The sequence below is a fragment of the Baekduia sp. genome (genome assembly GCF_035318805.1).
In the GTDB taxonomy this organism is placed as follows: domain Bacteria; phylum Actinomycetota; class Thermoleophilia; order Solirubrobacterales; family Solirubrobacteraceae; genus Baekduia.
The window spans coordinates 1-20402 of the sequence record NZ_DATHDY010000101.1; the positions used below are offsets into that span (position 1 = coordinate 1).

The window sequence follows — 20402 nt, forward strand, 5'->3', positions numbered from 1 at the left end:
TGCCCGAGAACGGCCTGGTGTACGCCGCGGCGCGCGACGTCACCGAGAACCGCGTGCTCACCCATGAGCAGGCCGCGCTGCGCCGCGTCGCCACCCTGGTGGCCCAGGGCCACGACGCCGACGAGCTGTTCGACGCCGTCGCGGTCGAAGTCGGCCGGCTCCTGACCGCCGATGCCACGCGCCTGCTGCGCTACCACGACGAGGACGGCACCGCCTCAGTCGTGGGAACCTACGGCGCCTCGGACGCCGAGATCGGCGTCGGCACGCACCTGAGCCTCGACCGCGACCGGCTTTGGGGGCGCGTCGCGCAGAGCCGGGGCCCGGAGTGCACCGATCCCCTCCGGGACCGGTCCGACGCCCTCGCCGAGAACCTGCTCGCCGTCGGCATCGCCGCCGCGGTCGCCGTGCCGATCGTCGTCTCCGGGCGCCCGTGGGGCGCGATCGTGGCGGCCTGGAAGCATCCGGACATGGCCGGCAGCGACACGGAGATCCGCCTGGCGCAGTTCACGGAGCTGGTGGCGACCGCCGTCGCGAATGCCGAGAGCGGCGCCGAGCTCGCCGCGTCCCGCAGGCGGATCGTGGCGGCCTACGATGAGGCGCGCCGGCGCATCGAGCGCGACCTGCACGACGGCGCGCAGCAGCGCCTGGTGAGCGCGGTGGTGGTGCTGAAGCTGATGCAACAGGAGCTGGGCGACGCCAACGGGCCGGTGGCCAAGCTGGCCGAGGAGGCGCTCGCGAACGCCCAGGGCGCGGTCGACGATGTGCGCGAGATCGCGCGCGGGATCCATCCCAGGATCCTCTCGTCCGGTGGCCTCAGGCCCGCGCTCGAGACGCTCGCTCGCCGCTCCCCCGTCCCCGTGACGGTCGAGATGCAGACCGGCGCGCGGTTGCCCGAGAACGTCGAGGTGACCGCGTACTACGTCGCCTCCGAGGCCCTGACCAACGCGGCCAAGCACGCTCACGCCTCGGAGGTGCGCATCACCGTCGAGGTGGATGACCGGTCGATCGCGCTCACCGTCTGCGACGACGGCGTCGGCGGTGCCGATCCCTCCCGAGGGTCGGGCCTGATCGGTCTCCAGGACCGCGTCGCAGCGCTGGGCGGAGTGCTCGCGGTGCACAGCGAGCCGGGTGCCGGTACGGTCTTGACCGTTCAGATCCCCTTCGCGACGCCCACCGTGACGGGAGCCGACGCCTAGCGACCCCATATCCGCTGGTAGACCGCGCGGTAGCCGCTCGGCGGATCGAAGACCACGCCGTCCGGCACATCGGCGCGGGTGATCAGCCGCGGTGGAGGGACGTAGCCCGACGGGGGCCGCCCCGCACGGGCGCGGTTCAGCTCATCGACGATCTGCCAGCCCTGGAGGTACAGCGGCTCGGCGATCGACGCCGTCTGATGATTCCCCGAGCGGACCCGCTCGAAGTCCGAGGCATCGCCGTCGCCGGCCCCGATCGCGAACGGCGGATCGTCCCCGCGCCTGCCCGCGCCGACGAAGGCCGCGAGCGCCCCGCCGATGTAGATGCCGTTGATCGCCAGCATGTACCGGAACCGCGCCCCGAAGCGGACCAGGAGCGAGGACACGACGGACGGCATCTGCTGCTGGGCGAGGCCGATCGGGGAGTCGACGACGTCGAGTACCGCGCAGCGACGGCACCGTCTGATCTCCGCCGCCATGACGTCCGCCTTGTAGGCGGCGATGGGGTATCTGCGGTCGGTGAAGATCACCGCATGCGCCGTCCCGTCGGAGTCGGCGATCGCGTAGTCAGCGGCCAGGCGCGCCACGGACGCGGGGCTCGTCGACACGTTGGTGAAGAGGCCGGCGCGCCGATCCGGGCCAGGCCGCGTGCCGGCGTGCCAGCCGACCGCCGGAATGCCCAGCGCCCGCGCGCGTCGCAGCGCGAGCGTCTGCGCCGTAGCGTCGAAGCCGCCGAGGACGATGCCGGTGGGCCGGAGGCGCAAGGCGGCGCGCAGAACGCTCGCCTGTCCCGCCGTGCTCCCGCGGCCGTCGAGGATCTGCAGTTGCCAGCCGATCGCACCGGCCGCCTGCTGGACGCCGAGGGCCGCGCCGGCGATGCCGCCGTTGGTCAGGTCGCCGGCGACGAAGACCACCAGACCGCCGCGCTGGGCGCGAGGCCCGCGCGCTGGTCCCCGATAGCCGGTCGGCGACGAGCGAGCGCTCGCGGCCACCGCGGCCTGCGCCTGCCGGACCGTCGGGTCGGTCGGTGGTGCGTCGCCAACGCGCGTTGCACCGCACCCGATGGCCAGGAGCCCGGTCGTCACGACGCCCGCCAGCACGTGCTTGCGACATCGAGCCATCGCGTACCACGCGCGGAGGAACCTGGGGTTCGCCGACACCCGCTCATTATCCGCCCGCCGAGGTGGCGCCGGAGCCGCCTGCGGAAGTCCCGGCTGCCTCGACCGCCCGCCCGTTGGTCTGACCGCAAAGCCTCGCGGTCACCGAGGCCGGAGTTGGTCAACGGGATGGTCTGACCAAGCCGCGCGGTCAGAGCCCGGTGACGTCAGCGGCGAGCCGCCTGCGCCGCGTGGGCGATCACGCGGTCGCCCCAGTAGCGCACGTGCCGGTTTGCGAGGTCGGCCGCCTTCGCTGCGTCGCCGCGGCGGATCGCGGCGAGCAGCGCCCGGTGCTCTCTGACGATGCGCGGTCGCACGTCGGTCCAGCGGGACTCGAGGAACCCGACGTCGGTGACGATCCGGCGCAGCGTGCTGCTGAGGCCGCCGGCCAGGAGGTTGACCAGCCGGTTGCCGGCCGCCTGTACGAGCATGTGGTGGAACTCGGCGTCCAGGGCGTGGAACTCGCCGTGGGCGATGTCCTCGCGCTCCATGGCGCCGAGGATCCCCTCGAGTCCGGTCAGCGCCTCCGCGTTGGGGTGCTCGGCGAGGCTCCGGACGGCTCCGGATTCCACCGTGGCGCGGAAGTCGACGATCTCCACGAGGTCGATGTGGCGCAGTGCCGCGAGCAGTCGCACGATGGTCACGAAGGCGTTGCCGGGGTCGACGACGAGCACCGCGCCGTGCTCGGAGCCGCGGCGGGTCTCGACCACGCCCAGGGCCTCGAGCACGCGCAGGGCCTCGCGTACCGACGTGCGCGAGACGCCCAGGTTGCCGGCCAGCTCCCGTTCGGACGGGAGCCGGTCGCCCGCGCTCAGCGCACCCTGGGTGATCGCGGACTCCACCTGCTCCAGGATCGCCTCGAACGTCCGTCGTGATGCGGCGGGCGCGCCTGCCGCATCACGGGCGACGGTGTTCGCGCTCCCGTCGTGGGCCGGCCGCAGAAGCTGCGGATGCGCGTCGGCGACCGGGTGCCGGCCGCCGTCTCGCGTACGTGCGCCCGTCGCCAGCTCGAGAACCTTCGCGCCGAGGTGGTAGTGCCCGGTCGCCGGATCCTGGGCCGCGTATCCGCCATCGATCAGCGCGGCCAGCAGCCGATGGGCGGTGCTCGGATGCAGCCCGACGCGGCGGGCGATCTCCACCACGCCGGCGTCGCCGAGCTCGGCCAATGCCTCGAGCACGGTGAAGGCGCGGGCGACCGTCTGCACCGGCGGTGATGGAGGTTGCGTTTCCACGATTAGAAAAGTTTAGGGACCGAGCCCTTGACGCGTATTTCGCCCAGTGGAACGATGGTCGTACCAACACTTTCCGCCCTATGAAAGCAGGAGGCTCGGTCTCATGATCCAGGTAGACACGGACTGGACACAGGATGCCCAGTATTTCGAGTACACGAAGGCGGCCAACCCCATCGGGGCCGGCCTGATCAACAAGGTGCCGCTGGCCTCGTTTCCGGGCCGCCTGCACGAAGAGGGACCGTCGCGGATCATCCCGTTCGACCTCAGCTCGCAGCTGGGCTCCAACGGCCCGGCGACGAGCCCGTCGCTGTGCGCGAGCTTCGTCCGCATCCGTCCGGACGAGCACGTCGAGACGAACCCCAACGCGACGTCGGAGGTGTACTACGTGATCCGCGGGCGCGGCCGGAGCCGCCTCGGCGAGCGCGACCTGCGGTGGGAGCAGGGCGACTTCTTCGCACTCCCGGCCGGCAGTGCGGCAGCGCATCACGCGGAGACCGACTCGGCGCTCTACTGGGTGCACGACGAGCCGCTGTTGCGGTACCTCGGGGCGAACGCGAGCACGCCCCGCTTCGAGCCGACCCTGTACCCGCGCGAGCGGTCGCTCGCGGCGCTGCGCGAGGTCGAGCAGGATCCGGTGGCCGCGCGGCGCAGCCGCGTCAGCGTGCTGCTGGCCAACCGCAACTTCCAGCAGACGCGCACGATCACGCACGTGCTGTGGACGATGCTCGGCGTGCTGCCCGAGCGCGCCGTCCAGCTCCCGCACCGCCACGAGTCGGTGGCCCTCGACTTCATCATCGACTGCGAGCCGGGCTGCTACACGCTGATCGGCCGCGACCTCGACGACGAGGGCAACATCCGCTACCCGCGACGGGCCGACTGGGAGCGAGGGTCGGCGTTCGTGACCCCGCCCGGCCTCTGGCACGCGCACGTCAACGAGTCGGGGGCGCCCGCGCACCTCATCCCGATCCAGGACGCCGGCCTGCACACGTATCTGCGCACGCTCGACATCCGGTTCTTCCACGAGCAGTGATCGCGCGGTCACGCCGGCTGCGGCGGTGCGATCAGCGCAATCACGCGTTGAGTCGAGCCGCCGGCGGCGCGGGCGTCGACCGCGCCCTCCGCGTCGAGTCCGGTCGGCCGTTGCCGGTGATCTCCGCGGCGAGCCTGATCAGGGAGCGGACGACCGGGTTCTCGTCATCGGAACGCCAGACGAGGCGCGTCGAGACGAGCGGCCCGTCGCTCAGCGGGATGGCGAGGACGCCCGGATGCGGCATGGCCTCCGCGAGGGTTGCGGGAATCGTGGCGATCGCCCGGCCGGAGGCGACGACCGTCAGCTCGTCGTCGGGGTTCTCCACGCGATCGCTGGTCAGGAGCGCGGCGCCGCCGCGTTGCTCGTCGAGGGTCCAGAACGCGCGCCATTCGGGATGGACCGTCGGGCTGCCGGGAAACGGCTGATCGAGGACGTCGGCGACGTGCAGGTCGTTGTTCTGCGCGAGAGGGTGGCCGACTGCGACGAGAACGAACATCGGGCTGGTCTCGATCGTCAGCGCGCTGAGGCCCGGCTCTCGCGGCGGTTCCACGAACAGCCCGACGTCTGCGGTCTCGAGCAGGAGGCGTTCCCACGTGGGAAACGCCGTGCGCCGCCATTGCAGACGTGTGTCGGGGTGCTGCCGGCGGAGCACGTGGAAGAGCGGGCCCCAGCGGCCCAGCGGCAAAGCGTCGAATGCGATCCTGAGCGACTTCATGTCATGCCCTCACGCGACTCGTGGCCACCGGCTTCTGCGTCATCTGCCCTACGTGCCTGTAGGGCGGCCGGGTCTCATGTCAAGCCGCGCGACGCGGGGCCCGATGGTTCGCCGTCTTGTCGAATGAGTCGTCCGGCCTATCCCGCCTGAAGCAGTCCCGCGTGCGACCAGCGACCCGCGGCTACGCTGAACCACATGGCGAGCAAGACATGGTTCATCACCGGAACCTCGCGCGGCTTCGGCCGCGAGTGGGCCAGCGCGGCGTTGAAGCGGGGCGATCGGGTCGCCGGGACGGCGCGCGATCCCAGCACGCTCGACGACCTGGCGCAGGAGCACGGAGACACGCTGCTGCCCATGGCGTTGGACGTGACCGACCGCGAGGCCGTGTTCGACGCCGTGCGGCGCGCGCACGAGCGCTTCGGGCGGCTCGACGTCGTGGTCAACAACGCGGGCTATGGACAGTTCGGAATGGTGGAGGAGCTCAGCGAGCAGGACGCTCGGGAGCAGATCGAGACCAACCTGTTCGGTGCGCTGTGGGTGACGCAGGCCGCGTTGCCGTTCCTGCGTGAGCAGGGGTCAGGGCACTTCCTGCAGGTCTCGTCGATCGGCGGCATCTCGGCGTTTCCGGGCATCGGGATGTACCACGCGTCGAAGTGGGGGTTGGAGGGCCTCAGCCAGGCGCTTGCGCAGGAGGTCAAGGGCTTCGGGATCAACGTGACGCTGATCGAGCCAGGAGGCTTCTCGACCGATTGGGGCGGCTCGTCGGCTCGGCACGCCGAGGCGCTCGACGCCTACCGGGAGGCCCACGAGGCCTCGCAGCAGCGGCGAGCACATGGTGCGCAGTCGGCCGGCGATCCGACGGCCTCGGCCGAAGCCGTCATGCGCATCGTCGATGCCGAGGAGCCGCCGCTGCGCGTCTTCTTCGGCAGCGCCCCGCTGGGCATCGCCGAGCAGGACTACGACAGCCGCCTGGCGACCTGGCGCGAGTGGCAGCCGGTCTCGGAGCTGGCGCAGGGCGGGAGCTAGGGGAACACTGGCCCAGAGGGCCAGGTTCCCTTGCGGGTCTTCGCCCAGGGGGCGAAACCCGCGCCGGGTCAGGACCCACGCTCCTAGTGCCCGGTGGACGAGAAGTGCATGTAGTCCTTCGTGTTGCCGGTCCAGGCGCCGCCCCAGCCCCAGCCGATCGCCCGGAAGGCCTCGATCACGCGGCGGGTGACCATCCCGCGGCGGTGCTCGGAGCGGTCCCGGTATCGCTGGGCCGCGGGGTCGCGACTCTGGCCGCAGCCGACGTAGGGGTTCTCGACCGGGTTGAGGTCCACGGCCAGGCCGTAGGCGTGCATCGACCACGTGCCGGTCCCGCTCCCGCCCGTGCAGGGCGACGGGACCGCCTGCCGGCACTCGAACGAGCCGCTGACATCGCCGTCCTGGGGGCGGTCGCGGCTCGGTCCGTAGACGTCGGCGAGACGCAGGTGACGGATGGGGAAATGCAGGCGGTACAGCTGCCGGAACACGCGGGCGAGCGGACCCGCGGCGCTCTGGTTGACGATGAGGCGCCCGGTGTGGGCGCGCCCGTCGAAGCCCCAGTGCGAGACCGTGAGCACTCGCAGGTCCGACAGTCCGACCGGGCAGCCCTGGTGCCAGAAGCCTCCGGCCCTGAGCTCGGCCCGGACCGGCTCGGACAACGGCGTGGCCGAGGATTGGAACGACCCGAGCGCGAACAGCACGGCTGGGAGTGCGAGGACACCGATCACGGCGCGTTCAGTCTACGTTCGTCGCGGACGCCGCGCCGGAGTCCTCGCGCGCCGCCCGTCAAGCCTGGCGCATCGCCTCCACGACGCGCGCGACGTTCCCGCGCCAGACCTCCTGCGGGGTCGGGGGCAGCACCTCGTCCCAGATCTCGGCCATGCTGCTCGCCAGCTGCGGCAGGCCCGCGGGCCGCGCGATGAACCACCAGTGCAGATGCGCGGCGCCCTCGCCCCAGCGGCCGATGTGGACGCGTCCGATCTCGCCGACGGAGAGCACGGCGCGCTCGATGCGGCCGAGCATCATCCCCTGCTCGCGCGCGAGGTCGTCCGGGAGGTCGGCGGGACCGTCGTGGTGGGAGCGCGGCTCGAGGATCAGGATGATCGGGAGGCCGCTGGGCTCGAGCGCCATGAGCCGCCAGTTGTCGTCGGTCCACACGTAGTCGCTGTCGGGCTTGGCGCAGGCGGTGCAGTCGACGCCGCCCTCGCCGTCCCGGTGAGGCTCGGGACCGGGCGCCGACAGCGGGTGCGGTCGCACCGGCCCCTCGAACGGCCAGGTGGCCCACTCCTGGACCGCGGGGGCGCGCAGCGCGTCGACGGCGCGGGCGTGGATCTCGTGAGCGCTCTCGGGCATGGACCGGATCCTACCCTCGGTAGTCTCGTCCGGTGCAGTGGCCTGAGCAGTTCTACGCGTGGCGCGCCGGCGACGGGTGCCCGGCGTGCGAGGAGGGCCGGCCCGAGGCCACCCCCAGCGGCGTGCGCTTCTTCTCGGGCGCGGTGTCCGACGCCTACCTCGTCCGCGCCGACATCCAGCGCGGCCTTTCCATGGTCGTCTGGCGCGGACGCCACGTCGCCGAGCCGACCGAGCTCACCGACGCCGAGGCGGCCGCCTACGGCCGCGAGGTGCTCCAGGTCGGCCGCGCGCTCGAGGCAGTCCTGCAGCCGGTCAAGCTCAACTACGACCTGCTCGGCAACACGGTCCCGCACCTCCACACCCACATCGTGCCGCGCTACGCCGACGACCCGCGGCCCGGCTGGCCGTTCCCGTTCCCCGATCCGGACTCAGGTCCGATGCCGGACGATCGCCTGATGGCCGATGTAGCGGCGCTGCGGCGGGCGGTGGAGCACGGGCGATGATCCGGCGGCGACCGGTGAGCATCGGGGTACGGCAGTGAGCGTGGGCGCCGTCCATGCCGAGCCCGGCAACCTGCGTCTGCGGCCGCTGCGCCCCAGCGATGAACGCGAGGCGCAGAGGGCCCACGCCGAGTTGGCTCCCGAGGGATTTGCGTTCCTGCTGGATTGGGATCCCGAGCAGGCGTGGTCGGGGTATGTCGAGATGCTCGCGCAGCTCCGGCATGGTCGTGCCGTGCCGGCAGACCGTGTGCCCGCCACGTTCCTGGTGGCGCAGGTCGACGACGACCTGGTGGGACGCGTCTCGATCCGCCATCAGTTGAACGAGTACCTCGCGGAAGTCGGCGGCCACATCGGGTACGGGGTGCGGCCCGACCACCGGCGCCGCGGATACGCCACGGAGATGCTCCGCCAGGCGCTGGTCATCGCCCGTGCGGAGGGGGTGGAGCGCGTGCTGGTCACGTGCGACGTCGACAACGCCGCATCTGCCGGCGTCCTCACCCGACTGAACGGGACGTTCGAAGACGTACGCCTAGATCGCGACGGCACTCGTAAGCGCCGATACTGGTTCGACTGAGCAGGGGAGAGCAGGTGCGGACTTCAGGCGATCACACCGTCCAGGCCAACGGAGTCGACCTCTGCGTCGAGACGTTCGGTGATCCTGCCGACCCCGCGATCCTCCTCATCCACGGGGCGGGCAGCTCCATGCTCTCGTGGGAGGAGGAGTTGTGCGGCCGTCTCGCGGCTGGCGCCCGCTTCGTCGTGCGCTACGACCTGCGCGACGCCGGCCGCTCGGTGACGTACGAGCGTGGTGCCCCGCCGTACGGACTCCGCGACCTGGTAGCGGACTCCGTGGGCTTGCTCGACGCCCTCGACGTGGGGAACGCCCATGTCGTGGGCATGTCGCTCGGCGCGGCGATCGGCCAGGTGCTGGCCCTCGATCATCCCGATCGGGTCGCCACGCTGACCCTGGCCTCGTCGACGCCTGGTGACCCGAGCCATGAGAGTCCCGACCTTCCCGGGATGTCGGAGGAGCTCCGGGCGTTCTTCGCCGACGAGCCGCCGGAGCCCGACTGGGCTGATCGCGCGGCCGTGATCGAGTACGTCGTCGACGCCGAGCGCCCGTTCGCAGCCCGTTCGCGCGCCTTCGACGAAGCGGCCATGCGCGATCTCGCGGGGCGCGTCTTCGACCGCAGCGTCGACATCGCGTCAAGCCTGACCAACCCCTTCATGTTGGAGGCAGGCGGTCCCTGGAGGCGACGACTCGGAGCGGTGGCCGCTCCGACGCTCGTCGTGCACGGCACCGAGGACCCTTGCTTCCCCTACGCGCACGGGCGCGCGCTGGCGCAGGAGATCCCCGGCGCCGAGCTGCTCGCCCTGGAGCAGACCGGGCACGAGTACTTCCCACGAGCCACGTGGGACCTCGTCGTCCCTGCCATCCTGCGGCACACCACCGGCCGGTGACGGTCGCCTGACGCCGTCATCCGTCCGGCCCCGAACCTATCCTGAGGTCCTCCCGTGTTGCACCTCCATCGCGCTGATCGCGCAGATCGCCTGATCGGCGCGCTCGCCGAGGTGCTCGGTGTGCCGCTGGCCGATCCGTTTGCGCAGGAGGTCGTCGCCGTTCCGACGCGGGGGGTCGAGCGGTGGCTGACCCAGCGGCTGTCGGGCCGGCTCGGCGTCACCGCCGGCCGGGCGGATGGGATCTGCGCGAACGTCGTGTTCCCCTCGCCGCGGCGGCTCGTCGACGAGGTCGTGGCGGCCGCGTCCGGGTTCGACCCCGACGAGGATCCGTGGCTGCCGCAGCGCGCCGTCTGGCCGCTGCTGGAGGTCGTCGACGCGAACCTCGGCGCGCCGTGGCTCGAGCGCCTCGCGGCCCATCTCGACCAGCACCGCGGCGACCGCTCCCGGCGGTTTCGCTCCGTCCGGCACCTCGCCGGCCTGTACGACCGCTACGCCCGCTTCCGCCCGCCGCTGCTGCAGGCCTGGCACGACGGCCTCGACGACGACGGCTCGGCACGGACGCTCCAGCCCCACGACCGCTGGCAGGCCGAGCTGTGGCGCCGGCTGCGCGAGCGGATCGGCCGGCCGGGACCCGTGGAGCGGCTGGCCTCGGCGTGCGAGCGCCTGGTGGTCGACCCGGAGCTGGCGGCGCTGCCTCCGCGGGTCTCGCTGTTCGGCCTGACCAGCCTGCCGACCCGGCACCTCGAGATCCTGCGGGCGCTGGCCGACGGCCGCGACGTGCACCTGTTCCTGTTGCAGCCCTCCGACGCCTCGTGGCGCCACGTCGCCGCCGCGGCGCACCGGCACGGTCCCGCGCGCTCGCGCGCGAAGCTCGCCACGGCCTTCCTGCCCGCCAACCCGCTGCTGGCGTCCTGGGGCCACGACGCCCGCGAGCTGCAGATGGGCCTGGCGCGCGTCGGCGACGCCGCGGTCGACGATCACCACGGCGTCGACTCGCCGGCCGGCGACCGCCTGCTCGCGCGCCTCCAGGACGAGGTGCGCGCCGACCGCATGCCCACCGGCGGCCCGGACGCGCCGCTCCTGGACGCCGGCGACACCAGCCTCCAGATCCACGCCTGCCACGGCGCCGGCCGTCAGGTCGAGGTGCTGCGCGACGCGATCCTGCACGCGCTCGAGGACGACCCGTCGCTCGAGCCGCGCGACGTCATCGTCATGTGTCCCGACATCGAGACGTTCGCGCCGCTCATCCAGGCGACGTTCGGCGCGGGGGACGACCTCGGAGATCCCCTGGAACGCGACGGCGACGGCGACCCACACGTCGCCGGCGCCCACCCGCCCGGCCTGCGCGTCCGCCTCGCCGACCGCGCCTTGCGCGAGACCAACCCGCTCCTGGGCGTCGTGGCCCGGCTCCTGGAGCTGACCACCGCGCGCGTCACCGCGTCCGAGCTCCTGGACCTCGCCGACCGCGAGCCCGTGCGCCGGCGGTTCCGCTTCGGCCAGGAAGACATGAGCCGCCTCGAGGAGTGGGTCGCCGCGATCGGCGCGCGCTGGGGCTTCGACGCCGCCCACCGCGCGCCGTTCCGGATGGACGACGTCGCGCAGGGCACGTGGCGGGCGGGTCTGGACCGGCTGCTGACGGGCGTGGCGATGACCGAGGACGAGCCGCGCCTGCTCGCCGGGGTGCTGCCGTTCGACGACGTCGACAGCTCCGCCATCGACCTGGCCGGCCGCTTCGCGGAGTACGTCGATCGCCTGCAGGCGACGGTCGCCGCCTTCGGCGCGGTGCAGCCGGTCGACGCGTGGGCGCGCGCCATCGCGGAGGCCACCGATGCCCTGACGGCACCGGCGCCGCGGGACGCGTGGCAGCGCTCCGAGCTGCAGCGCATCCTCGCCGACGTGCTGGACGAGGCGACCACGGACGGGACGGTCGCGCCCGCGCTGCTCGACGCCGCCGACGTCGCGGCGCTGCTGGAAGCGCGCCTTGCCGGGCGGCCGACGCGCGCGAACTTCCGCACCGGGCACCTGACGGTGTGCACGTTGCAGCCGATGCGGTCGGTGCCGCACCGCGTCGTCTGCCTGCTCGGCCTCGACGACACGGTCTTCCCGCGCCGTTCGCCACGCGACGGCGACGACCTGCTGCTCGACGATCCCCACATCGGGGATCGCGACGCGCGCTCCGAGGACCGCCAGATCCTGCTCGACGCGCTGATGGCCGCCACCGACCGGTTGATCATCACCTACACCGGCAACGACGAACGCACGAACGCGCCGCGGTCGCCGGCGGCCCCGGTGGGGGAGCTGCTCGACGTCGTCGAGCGCACGGTGCGCGTCGCGACGGACGGCGCCGTACGCGACCGCGTCGTCATCCGCCATCCGCTGCAGCCCTTCGACGCCCGCAACTTCGAGCGCGGCGCGCTGGTTGCGGCCCGGGCGTGGAGCTTCGACGCCGTCACGCTCGCGGGCGCCCGGGCGCTGGTCGGCGAGCGCGCGCCCCGGCCGCCATTCCTGCGCGGTCCGCTGCCCGCCGTCGATCGCTCGCTGGTCGAGCTCGAGGAGCTCGTGGCCTTCCTCGGCCACCCCGTGCGCGCGTTCCTGCGCGGGCGGCTCGGGATCGGCGCCGGCATCCGCGCCGACGAGATCCAGGACGGGCTGCCGGTCGAGCTCGACGGGCTGACGACCTGGGCCATCGGCGGTCGCCTGCTCGAGGCGCGGCTCGCCGGCGCCGACGAGGCCGTCGCCCTCGCGGCCGAGCGGGCGCGCGGCGCGCTGCCGCCGGGCGCCATCGGGGCGGACGCGCTGCGCGGCATCGAGCCCGTGGTCGACGCCGTGCTGGCCGCGGCGCACGCGGCGATCGACCTCTCGGTGCAGCGCCACTCGGTCGACCTGCGGCTCGCGCTGGACGACGGCCGGACGCTCGGCGGCACGGTCGCCGGGCTCGCCGGCGACGTGGTGCAGGTGGTGACCTACTCGCGGGTGAGCGCCCGCCAGCGCCTGGGGGCGTGGGCCCGCGTGCTCGCGCTCACCGCGGCCTTCCCGGAACGGAGCTTCTCCGCGGTGACGGTCGGGCGTGCCCGGCGCGGCGTCGCCCGCTACAAGAAGGTCACCGTCGCCCGCGTGCCCGCGCCGGCCGGCGAGCCGGAGCTGCGCCGCGAGCGAGCGCTGGCGCAGCTCGCCACGCTCGTCGACCTGTACGACCGCGGGATGCGCGAGCCGCTCCCGCTCTACTGCGAGACGTCGGCCGCGTTCGCCGCCGGCGGCCGGTCGGCCGAGGGCCGGGCGCGCGAGGCCTGGACCTCGGGCTTCAACAAGCCCCGCGAGGATCGCGACGACGAGCACGTGCGCGTCCTGGGAGTCGACAAGCCGTTCGACGAGCTGCTGGCGCAGGCCCCGCGCGCCGACGAGGCGGGCGCGGGCTGGGCCGGCGACGCGCAGCCCACGCGGCTGGGTCGCTACGCCCATCGCCTGTGGGACGGCCTTCTGGCCGTCGAGCAGCTCGAGGACCGATGAGCATCGCCGACCGTACGAGCGACTTCGACGTCTGCGGCCCGCTGCCACAGGGCGTCACGGTCCTGGAGGCGAGCGCGGGCACGGGCAAGACCTACACCATCGCCGCGCTGGCCACGCGCTACGTCGCGGAGGGCACGCCGCTGGACCAGCTGCTGCTGGTCACGTTCACGCGGCTGGCGACCGGCGAGCTGCGCGACCGTGTGCGGCAGCGGCTCACCGTCGCGCGCCAGGCGCTCGACGCGGCGCTGGCCGCAGTCGATCCCCTGGCCGGCGGCGATGCGCTGCGGCGCCACGTCGGCGCCGACGAGCTGCTGCGCCTGCTCGCCGGCGGCACGTGGGCCGACGTCGAGGCGCGCCGCGACCGCCTCGCGATCGCCCTCGCCGACTTCGACGCGGCGACGATCACGACCACGCACGGGTTCTGCCAGGAGGTCCTCGGAGGCCTTGGCGTCGCCGGCGACCTCGACCGGGGCTACCGGTTCAGCGAGGACGCGCGGGACCTCGTAGAGGACGTCGTCGACGACCTGTATGTCCGCGACTTCCTGACCCGAGGGCCGGGCTTCGCCCGCGCGCAGGCGCGAGAAATCGTGCGCGCGGCCGTCGACAACCCGACGGCCCCGATCGCGCCGCCGGCCGCGCCGGCCGGCGACATGGTGGAGATCCGCCACGACCTCGCGGAGACCGCGCGGGCCGAGCTCGACCGGCGTAAGCGGGCCCTGGCGCTCATGACCTACGACGACCTCGTGACGCGGCTGCGCGCGACGCTGGAGGGCGAGGGCGGCGCGGCGATCGCCGCGCGGCTGCGGGCGCGCTACCGCGTCGCGCTCGTCGACGAGTTCCAGGACACCGACCCCGACCAGTGGGCGATCATGCGGCGCGCGTTCGCCCATGAGGGCACCACGCTGGTGCTCATCGGCGACCCCAAGCAGGCGGTGTACGCGTTCCGCGGCGCCGACGTGTACGCCTACCTCGACGCCGCGCGCGCGGCCGACGCGCGGCCGACCCTGGGGATCAACTGGCGCAGCGACCAGGACCTGATCGACGCCTACGACGCCCTGTTCGGCGGCGCCCGACTCGGCCACGAGGACATCGCCTACCGCCCCGTCCGCGCGGCCGACGGCAACCGGGCGCCGCGGCTCTCGGGCGCGCCGGTCGACACCGCGCTGCGGATCCGGGTGGTGGCGCGCGGCACCCCGTCGGTCCGGCAGACGGCCACGGGGTTCTCGTCGGTGCCCTCCGCGCGCGAGCACGTCGCCGGCGACGTCGCGGCCGACGTCGCGGCGCTGCTCGCCTCGGGCGCGCAGCTGGAGTCCCGCGGCCCGGATGGCACGTCGCTGGGCCACGTCACGCTCGGCCCGGGTGACGTCGCCGTGCTGGTGCGCAAGAACGACCAGGCCCGGGCCGTCAAGGCCGCGCTGGAGATGGTGGGGGTCCCCGCGGTCGTCAACGGCGCGGGCAGCGTGTTCGCGACGGACGCCGCGCGCGACTGGCTGCGGTTGCTCGAGGCGCTGGAGCGGCCCGAGTCGCTCCCGCGTGCGCGCGCCGTCGCGCTCACGCCGTTCCTGGCGTGGCCGACCGAGGACGTCGCCGGGGCCACCGACGATCGCTGGGACGCGCTGCAGCAGCGGCTGCACACGTGGGCCGGTGTGCTGCGCCGCAACGGCGTCGCCACGTTGATGGAGGCCATCACGGTGCAGCAGCAGCTTCCCGAGCGGATGCTGGCGGTGCTGGGCGGCGAGCGCGACCTCACCGACCTGCGCCACGTCGGCGAGCTGCTGCACGCCGCGGCCGTCGACGGCCGGCTCGGGATCACCGCGCTGGCCGGATGGCTGCGCCGGCGGATGGCCACCGACGATCGCGACGCGGGCGCCGAGGACCGTGCCCGCCGGCTGGAGTCCGACGCCGAGGCCGTGCAGGTGCTGACCGTGCATCGCAGCAAGGGCCTCGAGTTCCCGGTGGTCTACTGCCCGTACCTGTGGGATCCGCTCTGGATCTCCAACGAGCCGTCGCCCGCGATCTACCACGACGCCGACCACGGCGACGTCCGCACCGTCGACGTCTCGCTCGATGCCCGCGACGCCGCGTACGTCCAGCATGCGGCGAAGGACAAGGACGAGCAGCTCGGCGAGGAGCTGCGCCTGGCCTACGTCGCGCTGACCCGCGCCAAGCACCAGGCGGTGGTCTGGTGGGTCAGCTCGTACACCAGCCGCGAGTCGGCGCTCGGGCGCCTCGTGTTCGGCGACGACGCCGAGCAACAGCCCGGATCGGGCCGCCGGAAGGACGCCGGGGAGGTCGCCGGGGCGGCGTCCGAGCGCTTCGCGGCCCTCGCCCGCGCCGCGCCGGGCGCCATCGCGCTGGAGCGGTCGCTCATCGCGCCGAACGCGCGGTGGAAGGCCGCGGAGCCGGCCGCCGCCGACCTGACGGCGGCTACGTTCGATCGCTCGCTCGACGGCCGCTGGCGTCGCATGTCCTACAGCTCGATCACCGCGGGAGCCTACGAGGCGCGTGTGGCCAGCGAGATCGAAGCGGCCGCGGGGGACGACGACGCGCCGGCCGAGCGCCCCGTCGCGCCCCCCGACCGCGCGGACGCCGAGGACGCCGGCGCGGCGGCCCTGCGGGCGGTCCCGGCGCCGCTGTCGGCCACGCCGGCCGGCACCCGGGTGGGCACGTTCGTCCATCACGTGCTGGACGCCGCGGACTTCACGGCGGCCGACCTCGCCGCCGAGCTGGGCGGCCACGTCGCCGACGCGCAGCGTCGCCGCGCGACCGACATCGGCGACCCCATCGTGTTGGTCGACGGGCTGCGCGCCGCGATCGAGACGCCGCTCGGCCCGCTGGTGGCCGACCGGCGTCTGCGCGATCTGGGCCGGGGCGACCGCCTGGACGAGCTCGCGTTCGAACTGCCGCTCGTCGGTGGCGACGCGCCCACGGGGGAGCTGACGCTGGCCGCGATCGCCGCGGTGCTGCGCGCGCACCTCGGCGCGGGCGATCCGCTCGCCGGCTACGCCGACCGCCTCGACGATCCCATGTTGAAGGCCAACCTGCGCGGCTACCTGACGGGCACGATCGACGTCGTGGCGCGGATCGACCCGGCCGCCGGCGCCGCGCGGTTCGCGATCATCGACTACAAGACGAACCGCCTCGCGGCTGCCGGCGAGGAGCTGACCGCATGGCACCATCGCCCGGCGGCGCTCGCCGAGGAGATGCAGCGCTCGCACTACGCCCTCCAGGCGCTGCTGTACGCCGTCGCGCTGCACCGCTACCTGCGCTGGCGGATGCCCGGCTACGACGCCGACCGGGACCGTCCCGCCGTGCTGTACCTGTTCCTGCGCGGGATGACCGGCGTGGGCACGCCGCGCGTCGACGGCATGCCGTGTGGCGTGTTCGCGTGGCGCCCGCCGGCCGGCCTGCTCACGGCGCTCAGCGACGTCCTGGACGGCGGGGCGCGCGCGTGACCTCGCTGCGCGAGCGCGACCCGTTCGACGTCCGGCTCGCCCGCGACGCGCCCGCGCCGTTGCGCGCCTTCAACGACGCGGGCGTGATCTCGTCGGCCGACGTCCAGGTGGCGCGCCGCCTGGCCGCGCTGGGCGGCGTCGAGGATCCCGCGCTGCTGCTCGCGCTCGCGCTTGCCGTGCGCGCGCCGCGGCTCGGGCACGTCCTCGTCGATCTCGCGACCATCCGCACGACGGTGGCCGTGGACACCGAGGAGCCGGTCGACCTCGACGGCCTGCCGTGGCCCGACGCCGAGGGATGGGTCGCGCGGGTGGCGGAGTGCGCCCTGGTCGCCGTGGGCGACGGCGGCGGCCCGGCCGACCGCCCGCTGCGGCTCGTCGGCACGGCGCTGTACCTGGACCGCTACTGGCGCGAGGAGCGGCAGGTCGCGGCCGACCTGCGGGCGCGTGGCGCCGACGAGCTCACCGGCGTCCGGCTCGACGTCCTGGCCGCCGGGCTGCGCCGGCTCTACGGCGACGAACCCGGCGACGCGCGCGGGCCGATGGCCGCGGCTGCCGCCGTCCTGCGGAGGCTGTCGGTGGTGGCGGGCGGTCCCGGCACGGGCAAGACGTCGGCCGTCGCGCGCATCGTCGCGCTGCTGGTCGAGCAGGCGGCGGCCACGGGGGCGTCCGCGCCGCTGGTCGCGCTCGCCGCCCCGACGGGCAAGGCGGCGGCGCGGCTGGAGGAGGCCGTCAACCACCAGGCGGGGACGCTGGACGTCGACGAGTCCGTGCGCCGGCAACTGCAGTCGATCCCGGCGTCGACCCTCCATCGGCTCCTGGGCTGGCGCCCCGACAGCCGCAGCCGCTTCCGCCATCACCGCGGGAGCCGGCTGCCGCACGACGTGATCGTCGTCGACGAGACGTCGATGGTGTCGCTGACGCTCATGGCCCGCCTGCTGGAGGCCGTCCGGCCCGACGCCCGGGTCGTGCTGGTCGGCGACCCCGACCAGCTGTCGTCCATCGAGGCGGGGGCGGTCCTGGGCGACGTCGTCGGCCCGGCGACCACGCGGATGCTCATGCGCCCCGCGTCCCGGGCGCGCCTGGCGGACGTGACCGGCGCCGACGTCCCCGCCGACCCCGCCGCGGAGGACCTGGCGATCGGCGACGGCATCGTCGTGCTCGATCGCGTCTTCCGGTTCGGCGGCGCCATCGCCGCGGTCGCCGACGCGGTGCGGCGCGGCGACGCCGATGCGGTGGTGGCGGCGCTCGGCGCAGGGGCCGACGGCGTGACGTGGATCCCGGTCGACGCTGCCGCGGAGCACCGCGACGCGACGATGGCGCCGGTGCGCGACGCCGCGGTGGTCGCCGGGCGGGCCGTCATCGCGAGCGCGCGCGACGGACGGGCGCGCGAAGCCCTCGACGCGCTCGGCACGTTCCGCCTGCTGTGCGCCCACCGGCGCGGCCCGTACGGCGTGTCGACCTGGATGCCGGCGGTGCAGCGCTGGCTCGCGCCCGAGATCGCGGCGGCCGCGGGGCCGGCGCGCGACTACCCCGGCCGCCCGCTGCTGGTCACCGCCAACGACTATGACTTGAACCTCTTCAACGGCGACACGGGCGTCGTGGTCGCCATGGCCGGCGGCCGCGTCATGGCCGCGTTCGAGCGTCGCGGCGGCGTGTCCCTCGTCCGCCCCAACCAGCTGGGCTCGGTGGAGACCGTGTACGCCATGACGGTCCACAAGAGCCAGGGCTCGCAGTTCCAGACCGCCGCGGTCGTCGTGCCGCCCGCGACGTCCAGGATCCTGACCCGCGAGCTGCTCTACACCGCCGTGACCCGCGCGCGCCGGCAGCTGATCGTGGTCGGCACCGAGGACGCGATCCGCGCCGCGGTGGCACGGCCGGCGGCGCGGGCGTCGGGGCTGCGCACGCGGCTGTGGGCGACGTGACCACGCTCGGACCCGATGGCGACCGGCAACACGGCAGCGCAGACGTGCACGGTGACCGGGACGGCCCGGCCGGGCGACGGCGGCGCGCTGAAGATGAGCGCCGGGGCCGCGCCAGCTATCGTCGCCGCAACGGCGACAGGAGGCGGGGCGGGCATGGCCGGTATGAAGTGGTCGGGGTGGGGAGACGAGGACGTCCGGTTCACGGCGCAGGACAAGCCGGCGCTCGGACCGTTCCTGGAGCGCCATCTCGGCCTGGACCTCGCGCACGTCTCGACGCCCCCGGCGCGGTTCGCCGACCTCGACGTCCCCGAGCCCACGCTGGAGCCCGAGCTCCTCGCCGCGCTGGAGCAGGCCGTCGGCGCCGCCCACGTCTCGATCGACGGGCTGGACCGCGTCACGCACGCGCGCGGCAAGAGCCTGCGCGACCTCGTCCGCCATCGCCGCGGCGAGATCGGGCGCGTGCCCGACGTCGTGGTGCGCCCGGCCGGCGAGGACGAGATCGCGGCCGTCCTGAGCGAGGTCCTCGCCGCCGACGCCGTCGTGATCCCGTTCGGTGGCGGCACGAACATCTCCGGCAGCCTCGAGGTGCCCGACGACGAGTCGCGCACGGTGATCTCGCTCGACCTCGGGCGTCTCGATCGCGTGCTGGAGATCGACGAGGCGTCGCGCCTGGCGCGCGTCCAGTCCGGCGTTTTCGGACCGCGCCTCGAGCAGCAGCTCAACGCGCGCGGCTGGACGCTCGGGCACTTCCCCGACAGCTTCACCCACTCGACGCTCGGCGGCTGGATCGCGACGCGCTCGTCGGGGATGCAGTCAGACAAGTATGGCGACGTCGCCGACCTCACCCGCGGCCTGCGCGTCGTCACCCCGGCCGGGATGCTCGCCGTGCGTCCGGTCCCCGCGACGTCCACCGGGCCCAGCGTGCGCGAGATGGTGCTCGGCAGCGAAGGGCGGCTGGGGATCATCACCGAGGCGACGGTCCATGTCCATCGGCTGCCCGAGCAGCGCACGATCCTCGGCTACCTCTTCCCCGACTGGAGCGCCGGGCTGGCCGCGATGCGTGACATCGCCGCGAGCGAGGCCGCGCCGTCGATCACCCGCGTGTCCGACGCGCCCGAGACGCTGTTCTCGTTCGCCACCAAGAAGGGGAGCTCGATCGTCGATCGGGTCAAGTCCCGGGCGCTGCGCGAGTTCCTGGAGCGCCGGCGCGGCTTCGACGTCAGCGCCATGTGCCTCGCGTTCATCGGCTACGAGGGCAGCGAGCAGCACGTCACCGCACAGCGCAGGCTGACCGGCCGGATCGTCGGCGAGCACGGCGGCGTGTGCATCGGCCGCGGCCCCGGGGAGCTGTACGACCAGAAGAAGTTCGACACGCCCTACATCCGCGACTACCTGCTCGACCGCGGCGCGCTGGCCGACGTGTCGGAGACCGCCGCGCCGTGGAGCCGGCTGACCGAGGTGTATGACAACGTGATGGGCGCGGCGCGCGGCCGGTTCGACGCGCTCGGCGTCAAGGGCTACGTCATGAGCCACCTGTCGCACTCCTACCACTCGGGCGCCTGCCTGTACTTCACCTTCGCCTTCCAGCCGGCACCCGGCCGCGACGGCCTGGAGGACTACGCGGCGATCAAGGCCGCGATCCAGCAGGCGTTCGTGGACTGCGGCGCGACGCTCTCGCACCATCACGCGGTCGGCACCGAGCACGCGCCGTGGCTCGAGCAGGACGTCTCGGCTCCGGGCGTCACGATGATCCGGGCGCTGTTGCACAGCGTCGATCCCGGAGCGAACCTCAATCCGGGCAAGATCGTGGGCGCCGAGAAGCCCGCCGCGACCACGCGGTGACGCACGGCCCTA

The 20402-nt window shown here is 73.9% G+C and carries 15 protein-coding genes; 10 read left to right on the forward strand and 5 right to left on the reverse strand.

The features are described from left to right. On the forward strand, positions 1-1196 hold a 1196-nt coding region (locus VK501_RS21545), incomplete at its 5' end, for a sensor histidine kinase (protein WP_324341068.1). Here VK501_RS21545 and VK501_RS21550 read toward each other — a convergent pair. Together VK501_RS21550 and VK501_RS21555 are read right to left on the reverse strand one after the other, a co-directional pair. Continuing rightward, positions 1193-2314 (reverse strand): substrate-binding domain-containing protein, encoded by a 1122-nt coding sequence (locus tag VK501_RS21550; protein ID WP_324341070.1) that lies wholly within the window; start codon positions 2312-2314, stop codon positions 1193-1195. The genes VK501_RS21545 and VK501_RS21550 overlap by 4 nt on opposite strands. A 203-nt stretch (positions 2315-2517) precedes the next feature. After that, positions 2518-3582 (reverse strand): FCD domain-containing protein, encoded by a 1065-nt coding sequence (locus VK501_RS21555; RefSeq protein WP_324341072.1) that lies wholly within the window; start codon positions 3580-3582, stop codon positions 2518-2520. A gap of 103 nt (positions 3583-3685) precedes the next feature. Between VK501_RS21555 and VK501_RS21560 the strand changes: the two genes are divergently transcribed. Then, a complete protein-coding gene (locus VK501_RS21560) occupies positions 3686-4612 on the forward strand; it encodes a cupin domain-containing protein (protein WP_324341073.1) in 927 nt (308 codons plus the stop codon). A 40-nt stretch (positions 4613-4652) separates the two neighbouring features. Here the strand turns inward: VK501_RS21560 and VK501_RS21565 are convergent, their stop codons facing one another. Then, positions 4653-5327, reverse strand: coding sequence for a LysR substrate-binding domain-containing protein (locus tag VK501_RS21565; protein ID WP_324341076.1), 675 nt, complete (start codon positions 5325-5327; stop codon positions 4653-4655). A gap of 195 nt (positions 5328-5522) precedes the next feature. On the opposite strand from VK501_RS21565, the gene VK501_RS21570 reads away from it, so the two are divergent. After that, positions 5523-6353, forward strand: coding sequence for an SDR family oxidoreductase (locus tag VK501_RS21570; protein WP_324341078.1), 831 nt, complete (start codon positions 5523-5525; stop codon positions 6351-6353). Between the two features lie 83 nt (positions 6354-6436). On the opposite strand, the gene VK501_RS21575 is transcribed toward VK501_RS21570, so the two are convergent. Further along, positions 6437-7078 carry a M15 family metallopeptidase gene (locus tag VK501_RS21575; RefSeq protein WP_324341080.1) on the reverse strand — a complete coding sequence of 214 codons (642 nt, stop codon included), beginning with the start codon at positions 7076-7078 and terminating at the stop codon, positions 6437-6439. A gap of 58 nt (positions 7079-7136) precedes the next feature. Beyond that, positions 7137-7703, reverse strand: coding sequence for a hypothetical protein (locus VK501_RS21580; protein ID WP_324341082.1), 567 nt, complete (start codon positions 7701-7703; stop codon positions 7137-7139). 32 nt (positions 7704-7735) lie between these two features. Here VK501_RS21580 and VK501_RS21585 point away from each other — a divergent pair, with 32 nt between their 5' ends. The 7 genes from VK501_RS21585 to VK501_RS21615 are packed head-to-tail and all read left to right on the forward strand — an operon-like array spanning position 7736 to position 20390. After that, positions 7736-8206, forward strand: a complete 471-nt coding sequence (locus VK501_RS21585) for an HIT family protein (protein ID WP_324341084.1) — start codon at positions 7736-7738, stop codon at positions 8204-8206. Between the two features lie 34 nt (positions 8207-8240). After that, positions 8241-8777 carry a GNAT family N-acetyltransferase gene (locus tag VK501_RS21590; RefSeq protein ID WP_324341086.1) on the forward strand — a complete coding sequence of 179 codons (537 nt, stop codon included), beginning with the start codon at positions 8241-8243 and terminating at the stop codon, positions 8775-8777. Positions 8778-8791: 14 nt separating this feature from the next. Continuing rightward, entirely contained in the window at positions 8792-9664 is an 873-nt protein-coding gene (locus VK501_RS21595; RefSeq protein WP_324341088.1) for an alpha/beta hydrolase, read from the forward strand. Between the two features lie 54 nt (positions 9665-9718). Next, complete coding sequence (gene recC / locus VK501_RS21600) at positions 9719-13171, forward strand: exodeoxyribonuclease V subunit gamma (protein ID WP_324341090.1); 3453 nt, start codon at positions 9719-9721, stop codon at positions 13169-13171. Beyond that, positions 13168-16626, forward strand: a complete 3459-nt coding sequence (locus tag VK501_RS21605; RefSeq protein ID WP_324341092.1) for a UvrD-helicase domain-containing protein — start codon at positions 13168-13170, stop codon at positions 16624-16626. The genes recC and VK501_RS21605 overlap by 4 nt, the downstream gene beginning before the upstream one ends. Beyond that, positions 16623-18548 carry an exodeoxyribonuclease V subunit alpha gene (gene recD / locus VK501_RS21610; RefSeq protein ID WP_324341094.1) on the forward strand — a complete coding sequence of 642 codons (1926 nt, stop codon included), beginning with the start codon at positions 16623-16625 and terminating at the stop codon, positions 18546-18548. The genes VK501_RS21605 and recD overlap by 4 nt, the downstream gene beginning before the upstream one ends. A 15-nt stretch (positions 18549-18563) precedes the next feature. Continuing rightward, complete coding sequence (locus VK501_RS21615) at positions 18564-20390, forward strand: FAD-binding oxidoreductase (RefSeq protein ID WP_324341096.1); 1827 nt, start codon at positions 18564-18566, stop codon at positions 20388-20390. The last annotated feature ends 12 nt before the right edge of the window (positions 20391-20402 follow it).

Bases quoted from the DNA above. Each gene is read 5' to 3' on its own strand.
- VK501_RS21550 (WP_324341070.1), bottom strand. From the start codon at position 2,314: ATGGCTCGATGTCGCAAGCACGTGCTGGCGGGCGTCGTGACGACCGGG.
- VK501_RS21560 (WP_324341073.1), top strand. From the start codon at position 3,686: ATGATCCAGGTAGACACGGACTGGACACAGGATGCCCAGTATTTCGAG.
- VK501_RS21565 (WP_324341076.1), bottom strand. From the start codon at position 5,327: ATGAAGTCGCTCAGGATCGCATTCGACGCTTTGCCGCTGGGCCGCTGG.
- VK501_RS21570 (WP_324341078.1), top strand. From the start codon at position 5,523: ATGGCGAGCAAGACATGGTTCATCACCGGAACCTCGCGCGGCTTCGGC.
- VK501_RS21580 (WP_324341082.1), bottom strand. From the start codon at position 7,703: ATGCCCGAGAGCGCTCACGAGATCCACGCCCGCGCCGTCGACGCGCTG.
- VK501_RS21605 (WP_324341092.1), top strand. From the start codon at position 13,168: ATGAGCATCGCCGACCGTACGAGCGACTTCGACGTCTGCGGCCCGCTG.
- VK501_RS21615 (WP_324341096.1), top strand. From the start codon at position 18,564: ATGGCGACCGGCAACACGGCAGCGCAGACGTGCACGGTGACCGGGACG.